Source organism: Pseudomonas gingeri (assembly GCF_013386165.1).
Taxonomy (GTDB): Bacteria; Pseudomonadota; Gammaproteobacteria; order Pseudomonadales; family Pseudomonadaceae; genus Aquipseudomonas; species Aquipseudomonas gingeri_C.
The window spans coordinates 135,876-155,126 of record NZ_JACAOS010000017.1 but is presented as its reverse complement, the minus strand read 5'-3'; the positions used below and the strand labels follow the sequence as shown (position 1 = coordinate 155,126).

The window sequence follows — 19,251 nt, the reverse complement described above, 5'->3', positions numbered from 1 at the left end:
GCTCGCGATGGCGCCCGCAAGCCCTGCACCGTCTGCCCGATCGTCATCGCCCGCAAGCCGGCTCCCACAAGGGTGGCGTGGGTCAGCCGGCCAGATGCAATGGCGTGTGATGCTCGCCGGCTTCCTTGAGCAGCCCATCGACCCTTTTCAGGGCCGTCAACAAGCTGCCCACGCTGCCAGCATTGAGCAGCACGCCATCGGTGAAGGCCTTGTTGATCGAGACCATGACACTGGAAACGCTCTTGTCTGCTTGAGCCTCCAGCAAATTGTCCCGCAGGTGGGTGATCAGTTCCTTGAAATGTGGATCGTCCAGGGAAAGCGGGGCTTCCAGATCGTGTTTTTTCAGGGTGCTGATCAACAACCCCAAGGCCACGCTGGCCCGCATCAACGCTCTTTCTCGTGCATCCATTCGCTGTCTCCTGTGTCGAGGTCCGGCTCTAGTGACGCCTCAAGGATAGACCACGTTGGGGATGCTGCTTTTGGCTGGTGTGGGTGAGCGACGACTGGCCTGATGGTTAGAACGTTTCATTGTTTTTCCAATGGGGCCGTACGAGGCGCCGATCAATTAGGATGACAGCCTGGATTTTGAAAAATATCTGATATTCATAAAGGATATATCCCGCATGTTTGAAAAACTGAGCGATCAAGTAGAAAATTCGGCCCGGTTGCTATCCGCATGTCATGAGAGCATCAAGGATGACAACGATCTTAATAATCGAATGGCACTGATTGATGAGCTTTACTCACATGCGGACAGTGAGGATCATGCGGCTGTGCGCTTTGCGGAGCTGGTGGCTGATCGTGTGTATGAATATGAGACTGAAACGGTTTTGATCCCTTATTCTTCTCAGCCGCAAGCGTTGGCATTTCTGATGGATGAAAGAAGGGGCAAGCAAAAGGATCTTTCTGCCATTGCGACTCAAAGTGCGATTTCTGAGATTTTAAACGATAAAAGAAAAATGACTGTTGCACAGGTAAAAAAGTTTTCCGAATTTTTTAAGGTCCCTGCTGAGTTTTTTGTGCGGGGTGTTGCCTAGTTTGATTATCCCGATAACGCGCTGAAAAATGACAGGCTGACCGTTATCGGGATTTTATGCCGTGAGGATCGCTTCGCTTATCGCTGTTACGAGGACGTGTCCTCTAGCAGTGCATCCACCACCGCACGGGCCACCTCCACCGAATGCAGCATGCCCCAGAACAGCGCCCGCTCGACCGGATTGGTATGCAGGCTGATTTCGTCGCCATTGAGTTCTGCGGTTTCGAGCAGTCGTGACACGTAGGTCAGCGCATCCTGGGCATTGATGCCTGGTTGGATGGCGAACAGCGTAGGCTTGCAAGGATCTTCGGGAATGACGGGTTTTGAGGAAGTGAAGGCGAGAGTGTCGAGTAATCGAGGTATGCCTGGAGGGTTCGATTCTGCCTTGCCTGAAGGACTATTCGGAATTTTACGTAGGTACGTTTCTTTATCTGCGGTGCTCGGGATTTTGCGAGCGGTTGGCGGATCGGGGGTGATCTTCTTGCTAGTCATGGAGACTCTCCTATTCAAGATAAGGGATTCATCCACTCTTGCTGCGACACAAGGGTGGCGAACTGCACGCAGGTTCGCAGACCGGTGAATAGGAACCGGCAGGGCTAGGCCTCCTGCGCACAGCTCGCCATAACGCGAGTACAAAAATACCGCTTTCGCGGCGCTGTGCGCCTATTCACTAGCGGGCTGCGAAACCCGTATCGCTGAATTTGCAGCGACAACCAAACTCTAGCCCTCACTGCGGGCGCACACAATATTCTCCCACGTCTGAAGTGTGTAGGAAATACGAGATTTTTTGGCGAGATATTTCTCCTGTTGGTGATTTGAGGCATGAGCTGAGTATCAAATTAATAAATAAATGACGCCAGAGTTTGTAGGAAGAGTGTATTGATAGTGTGAGGCAGAAACTAGAATGCATTGCATGAAATGCTTGTGCGTTGACTGGTTATGTGGTGAGTGAGAGTATGTAGCGGTAATAGGAGGAGTGATTATGGCGCTTCACAAAGCTATGGATATAGCGAATTGGTTTGTAGCGAAGTGTGCTGGGTCTGGCGATCTCATTACGAATTTGAAGGTTCAGAAGCTGCTTTATTATGCGGAAGCCTGGACTCAGACGCTGATTGATAAAGAACTTTTTCCTGAGCAAATTCAGGCTTGAGATCATGGGCCGGTTGTTCCTGAGGTGTTTCAGGAATTTAAAAAGTACGGATGGAGTCCTCTACCGACTCCCGAAGATCAAAAAATTCCAATCGTTTCCGCTGAGGCCGAAGACATACTGATTCAGGTTTTTGAGGCTTACGCTGATCTGCCTGCAAAAACACTTGAAAGCATGACGCATAAAGATGTGCCGTGGATGAACGCTAGAGGTAGTTTGAGTCCGGAGGAGCGTGGCGAGGTCGTTATGCCAAAATCTGAAATTTGTGAGTTTTTCAGAACGAAGTATACGGCGGAAATCGATGGCTCGCAGGTTGTCCAAAAATAAAGTAATCGAGAAAGTAAGAGCTGCTGAAAAAGTCACCTGCCTATCGAGTAATGTTTAGGCTCTATCAATTGAGCAGATTTTTCTTGTGTCGAACACTTCAGCACCTACTAGATTAAGTTCTTTAAGTGCAGCAGCTGCGTAGGACGAGAGAAATACAAATCCCAGCAAAATAATTTCATCGATACTAAAAAAATCTACACTGACGTTTTCTTTGATTGCCAGGCTGACGATGTTTTTGATTTCGCCGTTCGCTCGAAAATTTATCTTCGACCGTGTCTGATCGATTACGTCGGCAGCTTCCTTTTCTGCTCGTTGTTGACGCATGAAAAAATACTTTCGCTGTGCGACTGAAATGCCCTTTGGATTGACGATCCCCAGTTCTGCGACCTCCCATCGTGAAGTCTTGAGGTTTTGGAAGACCTTCAGGAAGCGCTCACTGACAATATGCCCCTCAAAGGCTGTGCAGAAATCAAAGTCATAGCACTTGTCCTTGGTAATAAGCACGAGCTTTCCCGGGAGGGGAGCGAGCTCTTCGTCGGGGCCCGCGTCGTGCCAGCCGGCGTCCATCGAGTCGTCATAAGCACCAGGGCTGAACGACTCATGAATGACACCATCGATGAAGGTGGGGCAGTTTTTGTCTTTCTTGAATGCAAGGGTGTAGAACATGAAAGCCTCTTGTAGCGACCACCAAACCCTAGCCCTCGCTACTAGCGTGCACAGTATTTCCCACGCCTGAGAGGTGTGGGAAATACTTGCTTTTCTTGAAGGGTATTTCGTCCTTTGACAGGGCGCTGGCGCAGTGACTGTTGTTCGATGAAATGGCCTAGTCTTCGTCCAGATTTTCTTCGTCGATCAACCCTTGAACGAAGCGGGTAAAGTTTGAGCAGACTGATTTTTCGGCTCTGACCTGGTTTTCGTCAGGGCTAAGATTGCTATCAAAGCTGTCAGTCGTGAAATAGCTGATCGCGCCTGAATCAAGGTTCAGGCAAAAGAAATTGCCACCCCAGTCGTTAGCGAAAGGAAGCAGATGCGGAGGAATAACCTGCTTTTTCAGCATGGATTGGTAAGTGGAAAGCAGAGTGGAGGACACATTAGCAATTGCCTTGAAGGCGGCCACCTCCAAAGGCTCGTCAAAATTTTCACCAAGCCAATAGGTCCGCTCCGGAACACCACCGTTGTACCTGAGATAGTGGTCTCGAAAGGGGATAGGCAGCCTCTTCCCGATTACGGACTCCAGATTGTCGAGATCTGCCGGACTAATGGCCGCTTCGTCATTCGAAAATGTATTCTCGATCATCGTTAATCTCCGTTCATGGGCAGCGCCCGAGTTTAGATTTAGGGATCTTGTTGGCTAGCCAGCCTTTTTTGGACGCTGCCAGGACCGACTCGTTGCTCTCGTACTTGACCTTGAAATGCTTTTCATACTGAGCAACCGATCCGCCATGGGGGAATGTCGCCTCATGCGCAGGTGTCCTGACCAACTGCATTGTGGTGGTGCCCGTTTTGGGGTTGAAGTCATCCACATGGTGCCAGGTATAACCCGTTGCTGCTTTTTTGGAGATGCCGGCCTCTTTGAACGCCTGGGTAAAATCGCGCCCCCTGGCTCCCTGCATCTGGATGGTCACAATATTTTTCTGTGAGCCAACTGTCGGGAACAGATCACTGCTTCCGGTGAAGTCCACGCCCGCAAATGCCCAACCCCACGGGTCAGCCCATCCAATAGGATTGGGTGCGTATTGATATAGGTTGATCCCGCCAGCGAGCCCAATCGGATCCTGAGTCGTAAACCGCCCCACATCCGGATCATAAAACCGGAACGTGTTGTAGTGCAGCCCAGTCTCCCGGTCCAGGTACTGACCCTGGAATCGCAGGTTCTGTTCCTCGATGTAATACGGTTCGCGTATCTCCTCCAGGGTGTTGCCCCAGACTCGATACCGGGCTTGCCACACCGTGGCGCCATCTTCCTCCGTCAGTTGCTCGGGCAGGCCACTCAGGTCGTTGTGGTAATAACGGACCTTCTGCAACGCACCGCTGCCATCGACCCTCGCCAGCGGTTCATAACCGTTATCGGCATACAGATACAGGCTGGTCTGGCTATTGCGATGCTCCTGTAACAAGCGCAAGCCATCCCAGGTAAAGTGCGTTTCGCCCAACGGGTAGCCATGGTTGTCGTGCTCGCTCTTGCCGATACGCCGCCCCAGCGGATCGTAGGTCATGCGCACCACGGTTTCCCGCGCACCGTCCTGGTTGCGCACCTCGATCAAGCGATGCTCCGCGTCATAGGCAAAACGCTGCACCCTATGACTGCCGCTACGTTTCTCGATCATTCGCCCAAATCCATCGTAGCGATAACGCTTGTCCTGATAGGTCAGCAGCTTGTTGTGCACCACCAGCCCGGCACCCGCTTGCGGGCCGTCCAGCAGGTTGGCGGCGGCGTCGTAGGCGAAGGTTTCCTGCTGGCCTTGCACGCTGTCCTGGCTGGCGATGATCCGGCCTGTGGCGTCGTAATGCAGCAACTGGCGTTGGTCGCCACGGGGCTGGCGGTCGAGGCGGCCGATCAGGTTGTCGCTGGGGTCGTAGTCGAAATGCTTTTGCGTCGGTGCCGGCAGTGCCGGCGGCTGGCTGGAAGGGCGGCGCAAGCGCGAGCGCAGGCGTCCAACACGATCGTACTCACTGCGGGTGCTGAGCTGGCCCTGGGTACGCAACACCTCGCGGTGCAGACGGTCGCGCTCGAAGTCGCTGATCACCCGGCCATCCAGATTGATCTGATGCAGATGCCCGCTGCCGTAATACAACCGATTGAGCCAGCGCCCATCCGGTAACTGTGTCTGTATCAGGTTGCCCAGCTCATCGTAGTGATGCAGCAGGCTACCCGACGCGCCCTGTTCTTCCAGCAACTGGCCCAGGGCGTCATAGGCAAAGCCGAGCTTTTGTTCGTGACCGTCGTTGTCGGTAAAGCAGATGGCGGTGAGTTGGTCCAGCGGGTTGTAGGCGTACTCGGTACGCCCATCATCGGTGATCTTGGCGATCAGGCGTCCCACCGCATCGCGCTCCAACTGATGAACGATAGGCGCCACCGGTTGCGTCGGTACCAGCGCCAGTCCATTGCCAAAAGGTGCCGCAACGTATTCCACGCGAGTCGCGTTATCCAGCGCGTCATAGCCATAACACCGGGCGCTGCCGTCGAGATCGCGTTGTTCGGTGAGGCGGTCGCCGGCGTCCCAGGCAAAGCGATAGCTCTCGCCATTCTCATTGGTCAGCGCCTGCAAACGCCCATAGGCGTCATAGCCGAACTGCACCTGGCGTCCATGGGCATCGATGCGCTGGCGCACCTGTCCGCGACGGTCGTATTGATAGCCGGTGCTGTGTCCGGCCGGATCGACATAACCGGTGAGTTGGCCGCTGCCGTCACGCAGGTACTGTTCGACGCGCCCGTCCGGTAGCTGGCTCTGCAACAGGCGACCCTGGGCATCGTGCTGGTAGGTCACGCGCTCGCCGAGGGCATCGGTGACCGTCTGCAGATGACCGCGCCGGTCGTAACCGAAGGTGGTCGGCGAACCCGAGCAGTCGACATGGCGAATCAACTGCCCGAGGTCGTTCCATTGCAAGGTTTTGCTTTTGCCCGTGGCATCGATGATCTCGACTGTCTGGCCCTGGGCATCGAAGTGATATTGGGTGACTTGCCCCAACGGATCGGTCTCGTGGGTGCAGTTGCCGCGCGGGTCGTAGCGGTATTGCCAGCTGTTGCCCGCCGTGTCGGTCTGCACCAGCGGCAACGACCAGTGCTCCAGCCACAAGGTCGACTCGCTGCGCCCCAACGGATCGACGCTGGCGCTGAGGTTGCCCGCTTCGTCGTAGCTGAACGAGTGCTGCCCGCCCTGAGGATCGGTGGCACCGAGCAACTGGCGCTCGTCGTTCCACTCGAAGTGCCAGGTGTGGCCGAGGTTGTCGGTGTATTCGGTGATCTGCTGCTGTGGGTTCCAGCGACGGATGCTCACACGCTTCAATCCGTCGGTGACACGGGTGATGCCGTTGCTCAGGTCGTAGTCGAATAGATATTCGTCGCCTTCATCGGTCCAGTGCCGAATCACCCGCCACTCAAGGTTCGCGATCTGAGCCCACTGATAAAAACAGCGCAATCCGCTGGGCAACTGATGCTCGACCATCCGCCGCCCGTTATCGTAGGCAAAGCGCCGCTGCACTTGGCCCAGGGTGTCGCGCACCTCGGCCAGGTCGCCGCTGCCGTCGTAGTTGTAGCTGACCAGCACCTCGCGTTGCTGATCGGCAAACAACCGCTCGATCTGGCTGACCCGCCGTGGCCACTGGGGGCTGTAGATCAGCTCCACTTGCACTAGATCGAAGGTGTCACGCAGTCGAACCAGACGTCCCGACTCGTCGTAGTCGAGATAGATCCGGTTGTCGTTGCGGTCACCCAACTGGCTCAGGCGCAGTAGAGCAGGATCGGTCAGGGTCGGTTCGAACAGGCGATACAAGCCGTCATCGCTCTCGATCAACAGTTGCCCATTGCTGTTGCGCCGAACCGCCAGGCCGTCTCCGGGGCTGAACACCGCACCGCCCAACGGGATCGAGCCCATATCGATACGCCGTGCCTGTTCGTCGGTGTAGATCAGCCGCTCGCCGCCTTCGGGATGCACTTCGATCTGCACGCTGACTTCATAGGGCAGGCTCCAGCCCGCGCCGAGCAAGCTGTCGCCACGCTCATCGCGGCTGTTGTAGAAACGCTGCCAGTCGATGGGCAGGATGCCGGGCAGGACAAAGTCCAGTTCGTTCTCGCCCCCCAGTACCTTGGCGCCCGTGGCCGCGTGTACCGGATTCGGCGAGCCGGCGATGGCGTTGGTCAGCGCGCCCATGGCCTGGCTGACCACAAAGGAATTGACCCCGGCCAGCAACATGCACGGCAGATTGCTGAGAAACTTGCCCTTGCTGCCCTTGAGCATCATGAGTGCGGTGATGGCCAACCCGACGCCGGGCGTCTTGCCGCTGCGGATCTCACGCACCACCACCGAACCACCGCCGATGGTGACGTTGGGTGAGATCAGTCCGGTCGAAACCACGGTAGCGTCACAGGTACTGCGGTCGCCACTGCGCACGGCGGGCTGCCCATTGATGCTGACCTTCTCCGAGCCTTCTGCAAGAAACTGCGGCGGCATCGGCGGATGCTTCATGCAGGTGACCAGGTCCAGCGGCTTGGGCACCGCGCCAGGGGCCGGGGTCGCCACCGTGGGCCGCCACATCTGCGAGAAAAAGCCCTTGGCCATGTCGAGAAAACCCGGTTCCCCGGCCTTGTCGCTGTCGGCGGGGGCGGCGTCTTCGCTCTCGGGCGTACCCGCCGGCGCGACATGGGACGGAACCGCGCCGGCGGCACGGGCGGCGGGGATCGAGTTGATCAGGGTGTCGGTGGAGCCGCTGAGAATGGTGGCCTGTACCGTGGGCGGAAAGAGGCCGTTGCCGATGTCCTCGCACATCTTGCTCAGGCCCTTGTCGGCGCCGGTCTTGCTCATTGCCACACCGACGATGACCCCGACCACCGCACCGAGCACACAGGCCCCGAGCCCGCCGGTGGCGACCGTGATTCCGGTCGCGGCGACCACGGCAGCGGTCGCCAGTGCGGTGATTGCCACATTGGCCGCCACCTCCAGCACACCGCCGAGAATATCGGCCATCATCGAGGTATGGGACAGTCCATCGCCCAGCCGGGCGGCCCACAGTGCGTCAGACATGCATGGCGCCCGTCACACCGCCCGGTCGAACTGCAGGGACTGCTTGATCGTCGCCCAATGCGCCGCTTCGGCATCCCCCAGCTTGTCGGCCTTGACGTAACTCAGGGCGAGCATCTTGCGGGTGCCCGGCAAGACCAGCGCGAGCTGGTACTGGAAGACCTTCTCCGCGCCCTTGCTGAACTGGCTGCGCAATTCGATGCCGTCCACCGACTGATCGGCCCCCAGGCGCACCGCCTGACCCGGTTGATAGCGCAGTTCCTGGACCTGTTGCTCCAGGCGCTTGAGCTGGGCGTCGAAGTTGCTTTGCAGGGTTTCGCCTTCGGCCAGTTGGCTGCGGCTGACGATCAGCGAAGTCCCCAACTCCGGGAACTTGAGGATATTGATCGAGGCGTCCAGCAGCTCGCTCTCGGGCAAGGCGAACTGGAATTCATTGAGGCGGTAAGTCATGGCTCGCGAGTCTCGTTATTTGGGCTTGGGGAACATCGCCTCGACGCTGGCGTCGATGCTGCCTTTGACGCCTTGGCCTTCGGGTGCTGCGCCGGGGCCGCCGCCGTTGTTCAAGTGCAGGGTGCCGCCGGTGTTGAACTCGGCATCGCCCGAGGCATGGAAGCTGATCTGCACGCCGCTGAGGTTGATCTGGCCGCTGGCGTTCAACTCCAGCACGCTTTCACCGCAGACCAGCCGCAGGTTTTCGCCGACCTCGATGACGTAGCTCTGGCTGATGCTGTCGGTCTTCTTGCGGCCGACCACGAGGATGTCGTCGTCCTTGACCGCCCGCAGGCGCACCGAGCCGATGGTCACCGTCTCGTCGCGTCCCACGCTCTTGTTACGGTCGTGGCCCACCGCATGACTTTCGTCGACTTCGACCACGATGTCCTGGTTGCGCTCGGCATGGATGTACAACTGCTCGGCGCCTTTCTTGTCTTCCATGCGGATTTCGTTGAAGTTGGCCGGCGTGCCGCCCTTGCTCGAACGGCTTTTCATGCCGCTCTGGGTGGCATTGGCGGGCAGGTCGTAGGGCACCGTCTGTTCGGCGTTGTAGACCCGGCCGGTGATGATCGGCCGGTCGGGGTCGCCTTCGAGGAAGCTGACGATGACCTCCTGGCCGATCCGTGGAATCTGCATCGAGCCCCAGTTCTTGCCGGCCCAGGCCTGGGACACGCGGATCCAGCAGGAGCTGTTTTCGTTGGACTGGTCGTGGCGGTCCCAGTGGAAGTGCACCTTGACCCGGCCGAACTGGTCGGTCCAGATTTCCTCGCCGGCCGGGCCCACCACCACGGCGGTCTGCGGGCCTTTGACAGTGGGCCGGGCGGTGTTCGCCAGGGGGCGGAAGCTCTGTTGCGCGTCGATGCAACTGAGGCTGCTTTCGAACTGCGAACCGGCGGCTGCCGCACCGCTTTCCAGGCTTTCCTGGGCGATGTAGTAACGGGCGCCGACGATCAGGTATTCGCGGTTCTGATCCTGGCGACCGAAGCCGGTGAGGCTGAACAGGTTCCCGGAGCCCAGGCCGCGGGCGTTGCCGTTGAGCTCGACCCGTTCATGCAGACTCTGGATGGCTTCGATGCGGGTGCGCGCGTAATGCTCGCCGTCCTGGCTCTGCACGTAGGTGCCAGGGTAGTCGTATAGCGGATAGTCGCCGGCGGTGTGCGGGCGCGGCATGGCCGAGCGCACATCGATCCGCGCGCTGGGGCGCTGGAAGTCGTAGTCGTTGAGTTCCAGGGAGCCGGGTTGGACTTCCTGGGCCAGGTGCCAGCCGTTGAGGTGATCGCGCTCGCGATGCTGGCCGTCTGGCGGGTAGTAGGGCAGCGATTCGTAGCCCGGGGCGTTGTGGTGGGCTCCGTAGGCGTCGGCCAGGACCAGCACGTGGCGGTCCTTTTCGTGACGGAAGTAGTAGTAGATGCCTTCCTGTTCCATCAGCCGGCTGACGAAGTCGAAGCTGCTTTCGCGGTACTGAACGCAGTATTCCCACTCGCGATAGGGCTGGCTGAGGGCATCTTCGAAGTCGGAAAAACCCAGGTCGCGGAACACCTGCTTGATGATCTGCGGGATGCTCTGGTGCTGGAAAATCCGGCAGTCGGAGGTGCGGGTCAGCAGCCAGAGCCAGGGGCGCAGGGTGACTGAATAGCTGGCGAACTGGCCCTGGCTGACGTTCTGGCTGCAACGGGCGACGATGCCGTGGAAGTAGCGCAGGCCGCCCTGGACCTGTAGCGACAGGCTCATGGGTTTGCCCAGCAACTGGTTGAGGTCGAGGGCGCCGTCGTTGGAGGTCAGGTGCAATTCGTAGTCGAACAGCCGCCCCAGTTCCTCGCCGCCGCCGAAATCCTTGAGCAACAGGACATCCGGCCCGAGGGGGCTGTTGATCTGGGCCAGGCGGGTGGCTTGGGTGAATAGCATTTCGTGTCTCTGGGATTTGTGTTGTTTGGTCTGGCCTCATCGCGAGCAAGCTTGTTCTTACAGGTTCTCGGTCGCTCACAAAACAGGAGAACGACCCGCCCCCCTGTAGGAGCGAGCTTGCTCGCGATAGCGCCGGCTCAGGCGCTCGCGTCGCTGAACTGGTAATGCAATTCGTTATCCCGCTCGCTGATCCGCACCCCCGCCAACGCCTTGCCTTCAAGCATGCGCGTGAGGAATTCGCGGCTCATGTCCGGCAGCAAACTGTTGGTCAGGATGGTGTCGATCATCCGCCCACCGCTTTCGGTCTCGGTGCAGCGCGACACGATCAGGTCGATCACCCCGTCGTCGAAGTCGAAGGCCACCTTGTGGGTGTTTTCCACGCGCTTCTTGATCCGACCCAACTGCAAGCGGGTGATCGCCTTGAGCATGCTGTCACTCAGTGGGTAGTAGGGAATGGTCACCAATCGCCCCAACAACGCCGGCGGGAAAATCTCCAGCAACGGCTGGCGCAACGCCTTGGCGATTTCCTCCGGGTCCGGCACATTGCCGGCGTCCTTGCACAGGTGTGAAATCAGCTCGGTCCCGGCGTTGGTGGTGAGCAGGATCAGGGTGTTCTTGAAGTCGATCACCCGGCCTTCGCCGTCCTCCATCACACCCTTGTCGAACACCTGGAAGAAGATTTCGTGCACGTCCGGGTGGGCTTTTTCCACCTCGTCGAGTAACACCACGCTGTAAGGCTTGCGCCGTACCGCTTCGGTCAGCACGCCGCCTTCGCCGTAACCGATATAGCCGGGTGGGGCGCCCTTGAGGGTGGAAACGGTATGGGCTTCCTGGAACTCGCTCATGTTGATGGTGATGACGTTCTGCTCGCCGCCGTACATGGCTTCGGCCAGGGCCAGGGCGGTTTCGGTCTTGCCCACGCCCGAGGTGCCGGCGAGCATGAACACGCCGATCGGTTTGCTCGGGTTGTCGAGGCCGGCGCGGGAGGTCTGGATGCGCTTGGCGATCATCTTCAGGGCATGGTCCTGGCCGATGATGCGCTTCTTCAGGTGCTGGTCGAGGTTGAGCACGGTTTCCAGTTCATTGCGGGCCATGCGGCCCACCGGAATGCCGGTCCAGTCGGCGACCACCGAGGCCACCGCCTGGTAGTCCACGGTCGGCAGGATCAGCGGGTTTTCGCCTTGCAGGGCGCTGAGCTGCTGCTGCAGTTCAACCAGTTTTTCCCGCAGCCCATGGCCTTGTTCGCTGCCGACTTCGCTATCCACCACACCAGCGCTTTCACGCAGTTCGGCGCGGGTGGCGAGCAGTTCGTCCACCAGGGCTTTCTCATCGGCCCAACGCACTTCCAGTTCGGCCAGGCGCTCGCGCTCGTCGCCCAGCAGGCTTTCGCTGGTGTGGCGGCGCGCGGTGGTATCGATGCCGATGGCGTGCTCGCGGGCAATGATCTGCAACTCGATTTCCAGTGCTTCGATACGCCGACGGCTGTCGTCGACTTCAGCGGGCACCGCATGCAGGCTGATGGCGACCCGGGCGCAGGCGGTGTCCAGCAGGCTGACGGATTTGTCTGGCAACTGGCGCGCCGGAATATAGCGGTGCGACAGCTTGACCGAGGCCTCCAGGGCTTCGTCGAGGATCTGCACCTGGTGGTGTTTTTCCATGGTCGAGGCGACGCCCCGCATCATCAACAGCGCCTTGTCTTCCGACGGCTCGGCGACCTGCACCACCTGGAAGCGGCGGGTCAGGGCCGGGTCTTTCTCGATGTGTTTCTTGTACTCGGCCCAGGTGGTCGCGGCCACGGTGCGCAGGGTGCCGCGCGCCAGGGCCGGTTTCAGCAGGTTGGCCGCGTCACCGGTGCCGGCGGCGCCACCGGCACCGACCAGGGTGTGGGCTTCGTCGATAAACAGGATGATCGGCTTGGGCGAGGCCTGAACATCTTCGATGACTTGGCGCAGGCGTTGTTCGAACTCGCCTTTCATACTCGCACCGGCTTGCAACAGGCCGACGTCGAGGCTGCGCAACTCCACGTCCTTCAAGGCCGGTGGCACGTCGCCGGCGACGATGCGCAGGGCGAAGCCTTCGACCACGGCGGTCTTGCCGACACCGGCTTCGCCGGTAAGGATCGGGTTGTTCTGGCGCCGACGCATCAGGATATCCACCAACTGGCGGATTTCTTCATCACGGCCGACGATAGGGTCGAGCTTGCCGCTGCGGGCCTGTTCGGTCAGGTCCACGGTGAAACGCTTGAGCGCTTCCTGCTTGCCCATGGCTGCCGGGGCCATGGCGCCGCTGGCTTCGCCCGGCACTGCACCGGCGGTGAAGCCGTCGCTGGCACCCAGGTTGTTTTCCGGCGAGTCGCCGACGTATTCGTCGAAGCGCTCGCTCAGGGCCTCGACCTTGATCTTGTCGAACTCCGAGGACAACGCCAGCAGGGCATGGCGCAGGCTCGGGGTCTTGAGGATACCGAGCACCAGGTAACCGGTGCGCACCTGGCTTTCGCCGAACATCAGGCTGCCGTAGACCCAGCCGCGTTCCACGGCCTCTTCGACGTGGGACGACAGGTCGGTGATCGAGGTCGATCCACGTGGCAGGCGGTCGAGGGCATCGGTCAGGTCACGGGCCAGGCGGGCCGGTTCGAGATTGAACTGGCGGATCAGGCGGTGCAGGTCGGAGTCCGGCAATTGCAGCAACTGGTGCAGCCAGTGGCTCAGTTCGACATAGGGGTTGCCCCGCAGTTTGCAGAACACCGTGGCGGCTTCGATGGCCTTGTAGGCGACGCTGTTGAGTTTGCCGAATAACGCGGCGCGGCTGATTTCACCCATGGTCCGGGCTCCTTGAATGGTGGGCCGAGGTGGCCTGATCGGCGTAATGCCGGGCCAGGATCAGGTCCTTGGCATCTTCTTGGGGTTGGCCGAGCCAGGTGTTGAAACCCAGGCGGAACTGGCCGTTGAGTTGCAGCTTGGGCACTTGCGGCTGTTCCAGGACCAGGTTCAGGTCCCAGTCCAGTTCGTGCCCCAGGTATTCGGCGACCCAGGCCACCAGGTGACGGAAGGGTTCACCGTCGGGCAACAGGCCCATGTAGTCGGCCAGCTTGAGCGGACCGACGCGGATACGGAATTTGTGCTGGCGGTCCCAGACGTGGCGACCCAGGCAGAAGTCGACGCCCAATTGATGCGCGCTGACGCCGATGCGGCTGCGTTCGGGCAGGTGCAGCCATTGGCCGACGTATTCCTCGATCTGCACCGGCAGTCCGAAATACTCCTGCAGGATGGCGCGCAGGCCGTCCGGGTAGCGGGTTTGGGCGGCGAGGTGGCCGCTGAAATGCAGCTTGGCGGTGTCCGCGATCAGTCCCTGGTTCAGCAGGCTGGGCATACCCCGGCCACTGAGGGCGGCCAGGCGCGCGGACCAGTAATCGTCGTCCGGGCGGTCGTGACTGACGGTCGGCCGTGCTTCGGCCCAGGCCCGGTAGAACAGACTCAGCAGGCGATGGTGGAACACATCGAGGAAACGTTTGCTGGTGCTGTCGGCGTTGTTGCGCTGGCGTTCGCGCATGTACTCGGTCAGGTGCAGCGGCAACGGGCCGTTGGGGCCGCCGAGGCCGAAGAAGAACTGCTCCAGCCGGGCTGGCGCGGTCTCGCTGGCTGGGGTCATCGAGGCCAGGGTGGCCGGGGCGAAGGCGCAGTCGAGCTGCTGGCCGAGGCGCAACGGGTCGTCGGCCAGGCGTTGGGAATGGCCGAAGCGCGGCAGGTGCGGCGATTCGCACTCGATACGCCGCAATGCCTGGAAGAAATCGTATTCCCAGGGTTCGGCCTGCATCGCCGTGAGCGTACTCACAGGGTCGGACGGCGTCCGGGCTTGGCTTTCCATCGCATGATCTCGCCGCGTTCGGTGGTACGGATCACCGTCTCGGTAAAACTGTTGATCGACACGTAGCGTGCCAGGAAGCGTTCGAACACCGCGCCGAGGAGGAACACCCCGGTGCCGCGAAACGCGTTTTCGTCGAATTCCAGGGTGATCTCCAGGCCGCGCCCGAAGACGATCGGCCCGGGCATCGGCAGGCGCCGGGTGCAGGGTTTGCTGCTGACCTCGCGCAGGCCCTCGATCTGCAATTGCAGGGCGGCGTCGTTGCTCTCGCCGTACAGGCGCAGCAATTCGCGCAGGGCGGCGGCGCCCTGGCCGGCTTCGCTCAGCGACAGGTAGTTCAGCGATAGCTGGCTGATCAGGCGCCAGGCCTGGTTGTCGTGGGCGTGACTGGCCCGTGGCCGACTCGGCCCGGCCAGGCAGCGGATCGCCGAGACCGGAGCGCTGTCGGCCAGGGTGAAGTCGCTCTTGCCGGTGCCGACGTTCATGAACAGCGGCAGGTCGCGGTTGGTGCACAGGGCGCTGACGCCCAGTTGGCGCAGGTCGTGGCCGTAAGGTGCCTGGCGGTTGTCCACCAGGCTGATGAAGGTTTCACTGCCGACGTAGGTCGAACGGGTGCCTTTGCGCCGTTGTTCGCTGGACAGCACCCGGGGTTCGCGGCGCAGGGTGTAGTAGGCCTGGTCGCGGCCGTAGCGCGACGGATCGCGCACCGCATAGAACGGCAGGAACGGCTGGTCGGACCCGGTGCCATGGCCGGTGACGCCGGTCAGCGAGTGGATTTCGAAGTCCATGGGCCGGGTGCGGTCGGCGATCACATGGTGTTCGTTGACCCGCTCGGACAGGTGGATTCGGTCCACTCGGCGTGGGAACAGGTTGATCGCCGGGGTGCAGAACGGCACGAACTGCGCGGCGCCGACGCTGCTTTCCAGGCTCGGGTCGAAACGCTCGAAGAGCACGATCAGTTCCAGTTCCTGACCGGCGCAGCGTTTGACCGCGCGGCCCAGCTCGGCGAATTCGACAAACAGGTAGCGCTGGGGCAGGGCGAAGTATTCCTGTAGCAACCGATAGCCCTGGAAGGCCTGGGCCACCACCGGCATTGCTGCTTCGCGGTCATCGAAACCGCAGGCGCGCAGGGCGTCGGCGGGCAGGCGCTCGACCCAGTCGCCGCCGGGGGCGCGGGCGAATACCGCGCAGGCGTTGCCGAGCAGTTGCTCGTACAGGCGAAACGGTTGCTCGTCGGCACCGTTGAGGTAGAGCGGCAGGCTGTCCAGGTCGAGCTGGTTGAACGGCAGCTCGGCGCCGGTGCGCAGGGTCAGGCGCAGGCCGGCCTTGGCTTTCGGCTCGCTGGCGGCCAGGCGCCCGAGCACCGTCGAGGGGTTGCCGAAGTACTCGGCATGGCTGACCTGCAACGGCCACAGGGTCACGGCATGGGCGCTGCGGTATTCGCAGGAGGTCTGGGTGTCCTTGCCCAGGGTGGCCCGTAATACGCTGTCCCGGGGCAGGGTGAAACCGCCGGCCAGGGAGCCTTCGTCCGGGTCGGTCTGCAACTGCACCACGGTCATCGACGGTGTCGGTGCCAGGTAATGCGGGTAGGCGATTTCCAGCAGGTTGTGGGTGAAGGTCGGGTATTCGGCATTGAGCTTGAGCTGGACCCGGGCGGTGAGGTAGGCGAAACCTTCCAGCAGGCGCTCGACGTAAGGGTCGGCGCAGTCGAGCCCGGACAGCGTCAGGCGCCCGGCGATCTTCGGGTATTCCTTGGCGAACTCGGCGGCGCTTTCGCGAACGTGTTGCAGTTCCTGGTTGTACAGGTCGAGCAGGCGCGGGTTCATGAGCGTCTCCGTTGCTCGGCGGGGACCACGCGTACATGGCCGGATTCCAGGTCGAGGTCGGTGCGCAGCAGCAGCGGCAATGAGGCCGGCAAGGCCCAGAGATCGCCTTCGATCTCGAAACTCAAGGCGTTGTGGTTCATCTCGCCGTGGGCGACCTGGGCCCGGACCCGCAGCGTATGGCTGAGGATGCGCGGTTCGAACGTAGTAATCGCGGTGTGGATCAGGCCTTCGAGGGCGGCCACGTCGATGCTCGAGGCACTGTTGCCCGCCAGTGCCGGCAGGCCGTAGTTGATCACGGAAGTACCGGCCGGGGTGTGCAGCGTGGCGTCGGCATCCAGCAGGCTGGTGCTGTTGAGCAGCCAGGTCAGGTCACGCAGCACCGAGGCCTTGAGTTGGCTCAGGGACAGCACACGTTTGTCGCTGCCTTCCTGGAGGTTTCCCGGCTCGTCGTCGGTCAGGCGGTCGAGCAGTGACGGCTGCAGGCGTTCGCGCAGGGTAAGGTCGCTCGGCACGCTGCTCATCGCGCGACGTCACAGGGGCTGGACACTGCGCGGCGACAGCGCCACTGAGCGGGAAACGAAGGCTTGGCCATGCACGGACACCGGGAATGAATCGAATTCGGGGTAACACCAGACGCCCCCGACGCTCAGCGCCGGAGGCGTGGGGATCAACGCTTGGTGTTCGAGCGGATGTTCCAGCCGAACTTGACCGGGCCACCTTGCTTGGAGCCGTCGGCTTTCTGTTCCTGGTACTCGACCATGACCTGGGCGAAGTTCAGGGTGACGTTTTCGGTCAGGCGATCATCGCTGCCCGAACCGCCGGTGCTCAGGGAGGTGACCAGGACTTCTTCCAGGTCGATTTTCATGTACTCGACCTGGCTTTCGCCGCCGGCCTTGCGCACCACCAGGGTGACCTTGTCGATGTGCTTGCCGCTGGCGCAATGCATCATCAGGTTCGGCGATGCCTTGTCGACGTACTTGGTCAGCGACAGGTCCTGGATATTGACCTTGCCGGCACCACCGCCACCGCCCATGTGCATGTTGCCGGACTGGGACATGCCCCAGCTCCAGTTGAGGACGTCGATTTCCTCTTTGTGAGCCTTGTCCTGGGACTCGCCCTTGATGTCGCCGATCTTGATGAAGATATCAACAGCCATGTTTTCTCCAGTGTGGTCTTCACCACGATGTTGTTAGCCAGGGTCGGCCCCGTGGTCGGGGCCGAACTCAATCTTTCGGACGTATCCATCCACACGACACGCCGCAATCCCTGTAGGAGCCGAGCTTGCTCGCGATCGAGTGCGCAGCACTCGCAAACCCGGTATACGGTTTTCCTGAAAAACCGAGTGCTCAGGATTTACGACCGCTTCGCGGCCGATCGCGAGCAAGCTCGGCTCTTACAAGTGTCTTGCGTTGTCTGCTTAGGCGCCTTTTGCCGACGGCAGCTTCGAAACCAGGCGCAACGAAACCGTCAGGCCTTCCAACTGGTAGTGCGGACGCAGGAAGAACTTGGAGGTGTAGTAACCCGGGTTGCCCTCGACGTCCTCGACCACCACTTCCGCCGCCGCCAGTGGGTGCTGGGCCTTGGTGGTTTCGGTGGAGTGGGCCGGATCGCCGTCCACGTAGTTGAGGATCCAGTCCTGCAACCAGCGCTGCATCTCGTCCTTCTCTTTGAACGAACCGATCTTGTCGCGCACGATGCACTTGAGGTAATGGGCAAAGCGGCAGGTGGCGAACAGGTAAGGCAGGCGCGCGGCCAGGTTGGCGTTGGCGGTGGCGTCCGGGTCGTCGTATTCGGCCGGTTTCTGCAGCGACTGGGCGCCGATGAACGCGGCGAAGTCGGTGTTCTTCTTGTGCAGCAGCGGCATGAAACCGTTTTTCGCCAGCTCGGCTTCGCGCCGGTCGGAGATCGCGATTTCGGTCGGGCACTTCATGTCCACGCCGCCGTCGTCGGTCGGGAAGGTGTGGGCCGGCAGATTCTGCACTTCGCCGCCGGACTCGACGCCGCGAATCCGCGAGCACCAGCCGTAGTGCTTGAACGAACGGTTGATGTTCGTCGCCATGGCGTAGGCCGCGTTGGCCCAGGTGTACTTGGCGCTGTCGGCGCCGTCGGTGTCTTCTTCGAAGGCGAAGGCTTCCACCGGGTCGGTCTTGGCGCCATAAGGCAGGCGCGCCAGGAAGCGCGGCATGGTCAGGCCGATGTAGCGCGAGTCTTCCGATTCACGCAGCGAGCGCCAGCCGGCGTATTCCGGGGTGGTGAAGATCTTGGTCAGGTCGCGCGGGTTCGACAGTTCCTGCCACGAGCCCATGCCCATCACGGTCGGCGAGGCGGCGGCAATGAACGGCGCGTGCATGGCCGCGCAGACCTTGGACAGCTCGCCCAGCAGCTCGACATCCGGTGGCGACTGGTCGAAGTAGTAGTCGCCCACCAGGCAGCCGTAAGGCTCGCCGCCGAACTGGCCGTATTCCTCTTCGTACATCTTCTTGAAGATCGGGCTCTGGTCCCAGGCCGTGCCCTTGAATTTCTTCAGGGTCTTGTGCAGTTCCGGCTTGGCGATGTTCAGCACGCGGATCTTCAGTTGTTCGTCGCTTTCGGTGTTGTTGACCAGGTAGTGCAGGCCGCGCCAGGCGCTTTCCAGCTGCTGGAACTCCGGGTGATGGATCACCTGGTTGATCTGCGCGGTGAGCTTGGCGTCGATGGCGGCGATGATCGATTCGATGGACTTGATGGCGTCGTTGGACACCAGGTCGGTCTGTGCCAGGGCCTGCTCGGCGAGGGTGCGCACGGCGCCCTCGACGGCTTCACGGGCACGCTCGGTCTTGGGTTTGAATTCCTGCATCAGCAGGTTGGCGAATTCGCTGGGCTCGGTGGTGGTGCCGGGCAACGCCTGAGAGTCTTGCTGCAACTGGGTCATGATCGTTC

Annotated in this window: 15 protein-coding genes and 1 pseudogene; 3 read left to right on the top strand and 13 right to left on the bottom strand. The window is 60.9% G+C overall.

What is annotated here, in order from left to right:
- Positions 1 to 82: 82 nt before the first annotated feature.
- Complete coding sequence (locus HX866_RS20945; protein WP_256344962.1) at positions 83 to 409, bottom strand: hypothetical protein; 327 nt, start codon at positions 407 to 409, stop codon at positions 83 to 85.
- Positions 410 to 623: 214 nt separating this feature from the next.
- Here HX866_RS20945 and HX866_RS20940 point away from each other — a divergent pair, with 214 nt between their 5' ends.
- On the top strand, positions 624 to 1,037 hold the full coding sequence (locus tag HX866_RS20940; protein ID WP_177125576.1) for a helix-turn-helix domain-containing protein: 414 nt from the start codon (positions 624 to 626) through the stop codon (positions 1,035 to 1,037).
- Between the two features lie 86 nt (positions 1,038 to 1,123).
- Here the strand turns inward: HX866_RS20940 and HX866_RS20935 are convergent, their stop codons facing one another.
- Entirely contained in the window at positions 1,124 to 1,528 is a 405-nt protein-coding gene (locus tag HX866_RS20935; protein ID WP_177125577.1) for a hypothetical protein, read from the bottom strand.
- Positions 1,529 to 2,018: 490 nt separating this feature from the next.
- Here HX866_RS20935 and HX866_RS34085 point away from each other — a divergent pair, with 490 nt between their 5' ends.
- A complete protein-coding gene (locus HX866_RS34085) occupies positions 2,019 to 2,186 on the top strand; it encodes a Panacea domain-containing protein (protein ID WP_218179741.1) in 168 nt (55 codons plus the stop codon).
- Between the two features lie 12 nt (positions 2,187 to 2,198).
- Positions 2,199 to 2,510, top strand: a pseudogene (locus HX866_RS20930) (Panacea domain-containing protein); the annotation flags it as partial.
- A gap of 54 nt (positions 2,511 to 2,564) precedes the next feature.
- Here the strand turns inward: HX866_RS20930 and HX866_RS20925 are convergent.
- From HX866_RS20925 to tssC, 11 genes are all read right to left on the bottom strand, one after another.
- Positions 2,565 to 3,176, bottom strand: a complete 612-nt coding sequence (locus tag HX866_RS20925) for an Imm43 family immunity protein (RefSeq protein WP_177140348.1) — start codon at positions 3,174 to 3,176, stop codon at positions 2,565 to 2,567.
- 157 nt (positions 3,177 to 3,333) lie between these two features.
- On the bottom strand, positions 3,334 to 3,807 hold the full coding sequence (locus HX866_RS20920) for an SMI1/KNR4 family protein (RefSeq protein ID WP_177093993.1): 474 nt from the start codon (positions 3,805 to 3,807) through the stop codon (positions 3,334 to 3,336).
- Between the two features lie 13 nt (positions 3,808 to 3,820).
- Complete coding sequence (locus tag HX866_RS20915) at positions 3,821 to 8,251, bottom strand: RHS repeat-associated core domain-containing protein (RefSeq protein ID WP_177140347.1); 4,431 nt, start codon at positions 8,249 to 8,251, stop codon at positions 3,821 to 3,823.
- Positions 8,252 to 8,263: 12 nt separating this feature from the next.
- Complete coding sequence (locus HX866_RS20910) at positions 8,264 to 8,698, bottom strand: DcrB-related protein (protein ID WP_177140346.1); 435 nt, start codon at positions 8,696 to 8,698, stop codon at positions 8,264 to 8,266.
- 15 nt (positions 8,699 to 8,713) lie between these two features.
- Complete coding sequence (locus HX866_RS20905; protein WP_177140345.1) at positions 8,714 to 10,645, bottom strand: type VI secretion system Vgr family protein; 1,932 nt, start codon at positions 10,643 to 10,645, stop codon at positions 8,714 to 8,716.
- Positions 10,646 to 10,782: 137 nt separating this feature from the next.
- On the bottom strand, positions 10,783 to 13,464 hold the full coding sequence (tssH, locus tag HX866_RS20900) for a type VI secretion system ATPase TssH (protein ID WP_177140344.1): 2,682 nt from the start codon (positions 13,462 to 13,464) through the stop codon (positions 10,783 to 10,785).
- Positions 13,457 to 14,509: a type VI secretion system baseplate subunit TssG gene (gene tssG / locus HX866_RS20895; RefSeq protein WP_177101402.1), complete on the bottom strand. Its 1,053-nt coding sequence runs from the start codon at positions 14,507 to 14,509 to the stop codon at positions 13,457 to 13,459. The genes tssH and tssG overlap by 8 nt, the downstream gene beginning before the upstream one ends.
- A complete protein-coding gene (tssF, locus tag HX866_RS20890) occupies positions 14,473 to 16,332 on the bottom strand; it encodes a type VI secretion system baseplate subunit TssF (protein WP_177140343.1) in 1,860 nt (619 codons plus the stop codon). Before tssF ends, tssG begins: the two co-directional genes overlap by 37 nt.
- Complete coding sequence (gene tssE / locus HX866_RS20885; RefSeq protein WP_218177371.1) at positions 16,329 to 16,853, bottom strand: type VI secretion system baseplate subunit TssE; 525 nt, start codon at positions 16,851 to 16,853, stop codon at positions 16,329 to 16,331. The genes tssF and tssE overlap by 4 nt, the downstream gene beginning before the upstream one ends.
- A 146-nt stretch (positions 16,854 to 16,999) precedes the next feature.
- On the bottom strand, positions 17,000 to 17,488 hold the full coding sequence (locus HX866_RS20880) for an Hcp family type VI secretion system effector (protein WP_177094000.1): 489 nt from the start codon (positions 17,486 to 17,488) through the stop codon (positions 17,000 to 17,002).
- A gap of 261 nt (positions 17,489 to 17,749) precedes the next feature.
- The gene (tssC, locus tag HX866_RS20875; protein WP_177125585.1) at positions 17,750 to 19,243 is read right to left on the bottom strand and encodes a type VI secretion system contractile sheath large subunit; all 1,494 of its coding nucleotides are present in this window, start codon (positions 19,241 to 19,243) and stop codon (positions 17,750 to 17,752) included.
- Positions 19,244 to 19,251: the final 8 nt, after the last annotated feature.

What these genes read in the sequence shown, in the direction of transcription:
- HX866_RS20925 (WP_177140348.1), bottom strand. Translation starts at nt 3,176, where the DNA reads ATGTTCTACACCCTTGCATTCAAGAAAGACAAAAACTGCCCCACCTTC.
- HX866_RS34085 (WP_218179741.1), top strand. Translation starts at nt 2,019, where the DNA reads ATGGCGCTTCACAAAGCTATGGATATAGCGAATTGGTTTGTAGCGAAG.
- HX866_RS20915 (WP_177140347.1), bottom strand. Translation starts at nt 8,251, where the DNA reads ATGTCTGACGCACTGTGGGCCGCCCGGCTGGGCGATGGACTGTCCCAT.
- HX866_RS20880 (WP_177094000.1), bottom strand. Translation starts at nt 17,488, where the DNA reads ATGGCTGTTGATATCTTCATCAAGATCGGCGACATCAAGGGCGAGTCC.
- tssH (WP_177140344.1), bottom strand. Translation starts at nt 13,464, where the DNA reads ATGGGTGAAATCAGCCGCGCCGCGTTATTCGGCAAACTCAACAGCGTC.
- HX866_RS20910 (WP_177140346.1), bottom strand. Translation starts at nt 8,698, where the DNA reads ATGACTTACCGCCTCAATGAATTCCAGTTCGCCTTGCCCGAGAGCGAG.
- HX866_RS20905 (WP_177140345.1), bottom strand. Translation starts at nt 10,645, where the DNA reads ATGCTATTCACCCAAGCCACCCGCCTGGCCCAGATCAACAGCCCCCTC.
- HX866_RS20920 (WP_177093993.1), bottom strand. Translation starts at nt 3,807, where the DNA reads ATGATCGAGAATACATTTTCGAATGACGAAGCGGCCATTAGTCCGGCA.
- tssC (WP_177125585.1), bottom strand. Translation starts at nt 19,243, where the DNA reads ATGACCCAGTTGCAGCAAGACTCTCAGGCGTTGCCCGGCACCACCACC.
- HX866_RS20935 (WP_177125577.1), bottom strand. Translation starts at nt 1,528, where the DNA reads ATGACTAGCAAGAAGATCACCCCCGATCCGCCAACCGCTCGCAAAATC.
- tssF (WP_177140343.1), bottom strand. Translation starts at nt 16,332, where the DNA reads ATGAACCCGCGCCTGCTCGACCTGTACAACCAGGAACTGCAACACGTT.
- HX866_RS20940 (WP_177125576.1), top strand. Translation starts at nt 624, where the DNA reads ATGTTTGAAAAACTGAGCGATCAAGTAGAAAATTCGGCCCGGTTGCTA.
- tssG (WP_177101402.1), bottom strand. Translation starts at nt 14,509, where the DNA reads ATGGAAAGCCAAGCCCGGACGCCGTCCGACCCTGTGAGTACGCTCACG.
- tssE (WP_218177371.1), bottom strand. Translation starts at nt 16,853, where the DNA reads ATGAGCAGCGTGCCGAGCGACCTTACCCTGCGCGAACGCCTGCAGCCG.
- HX866_RS20945 (WP_256344962.1), bottom strand. Translation starts at nt 409, where the DNA reads ATGGATGCACGAGAAAGAGCGTTGATGCGGGCCAGCGTGGCCTTGGGG.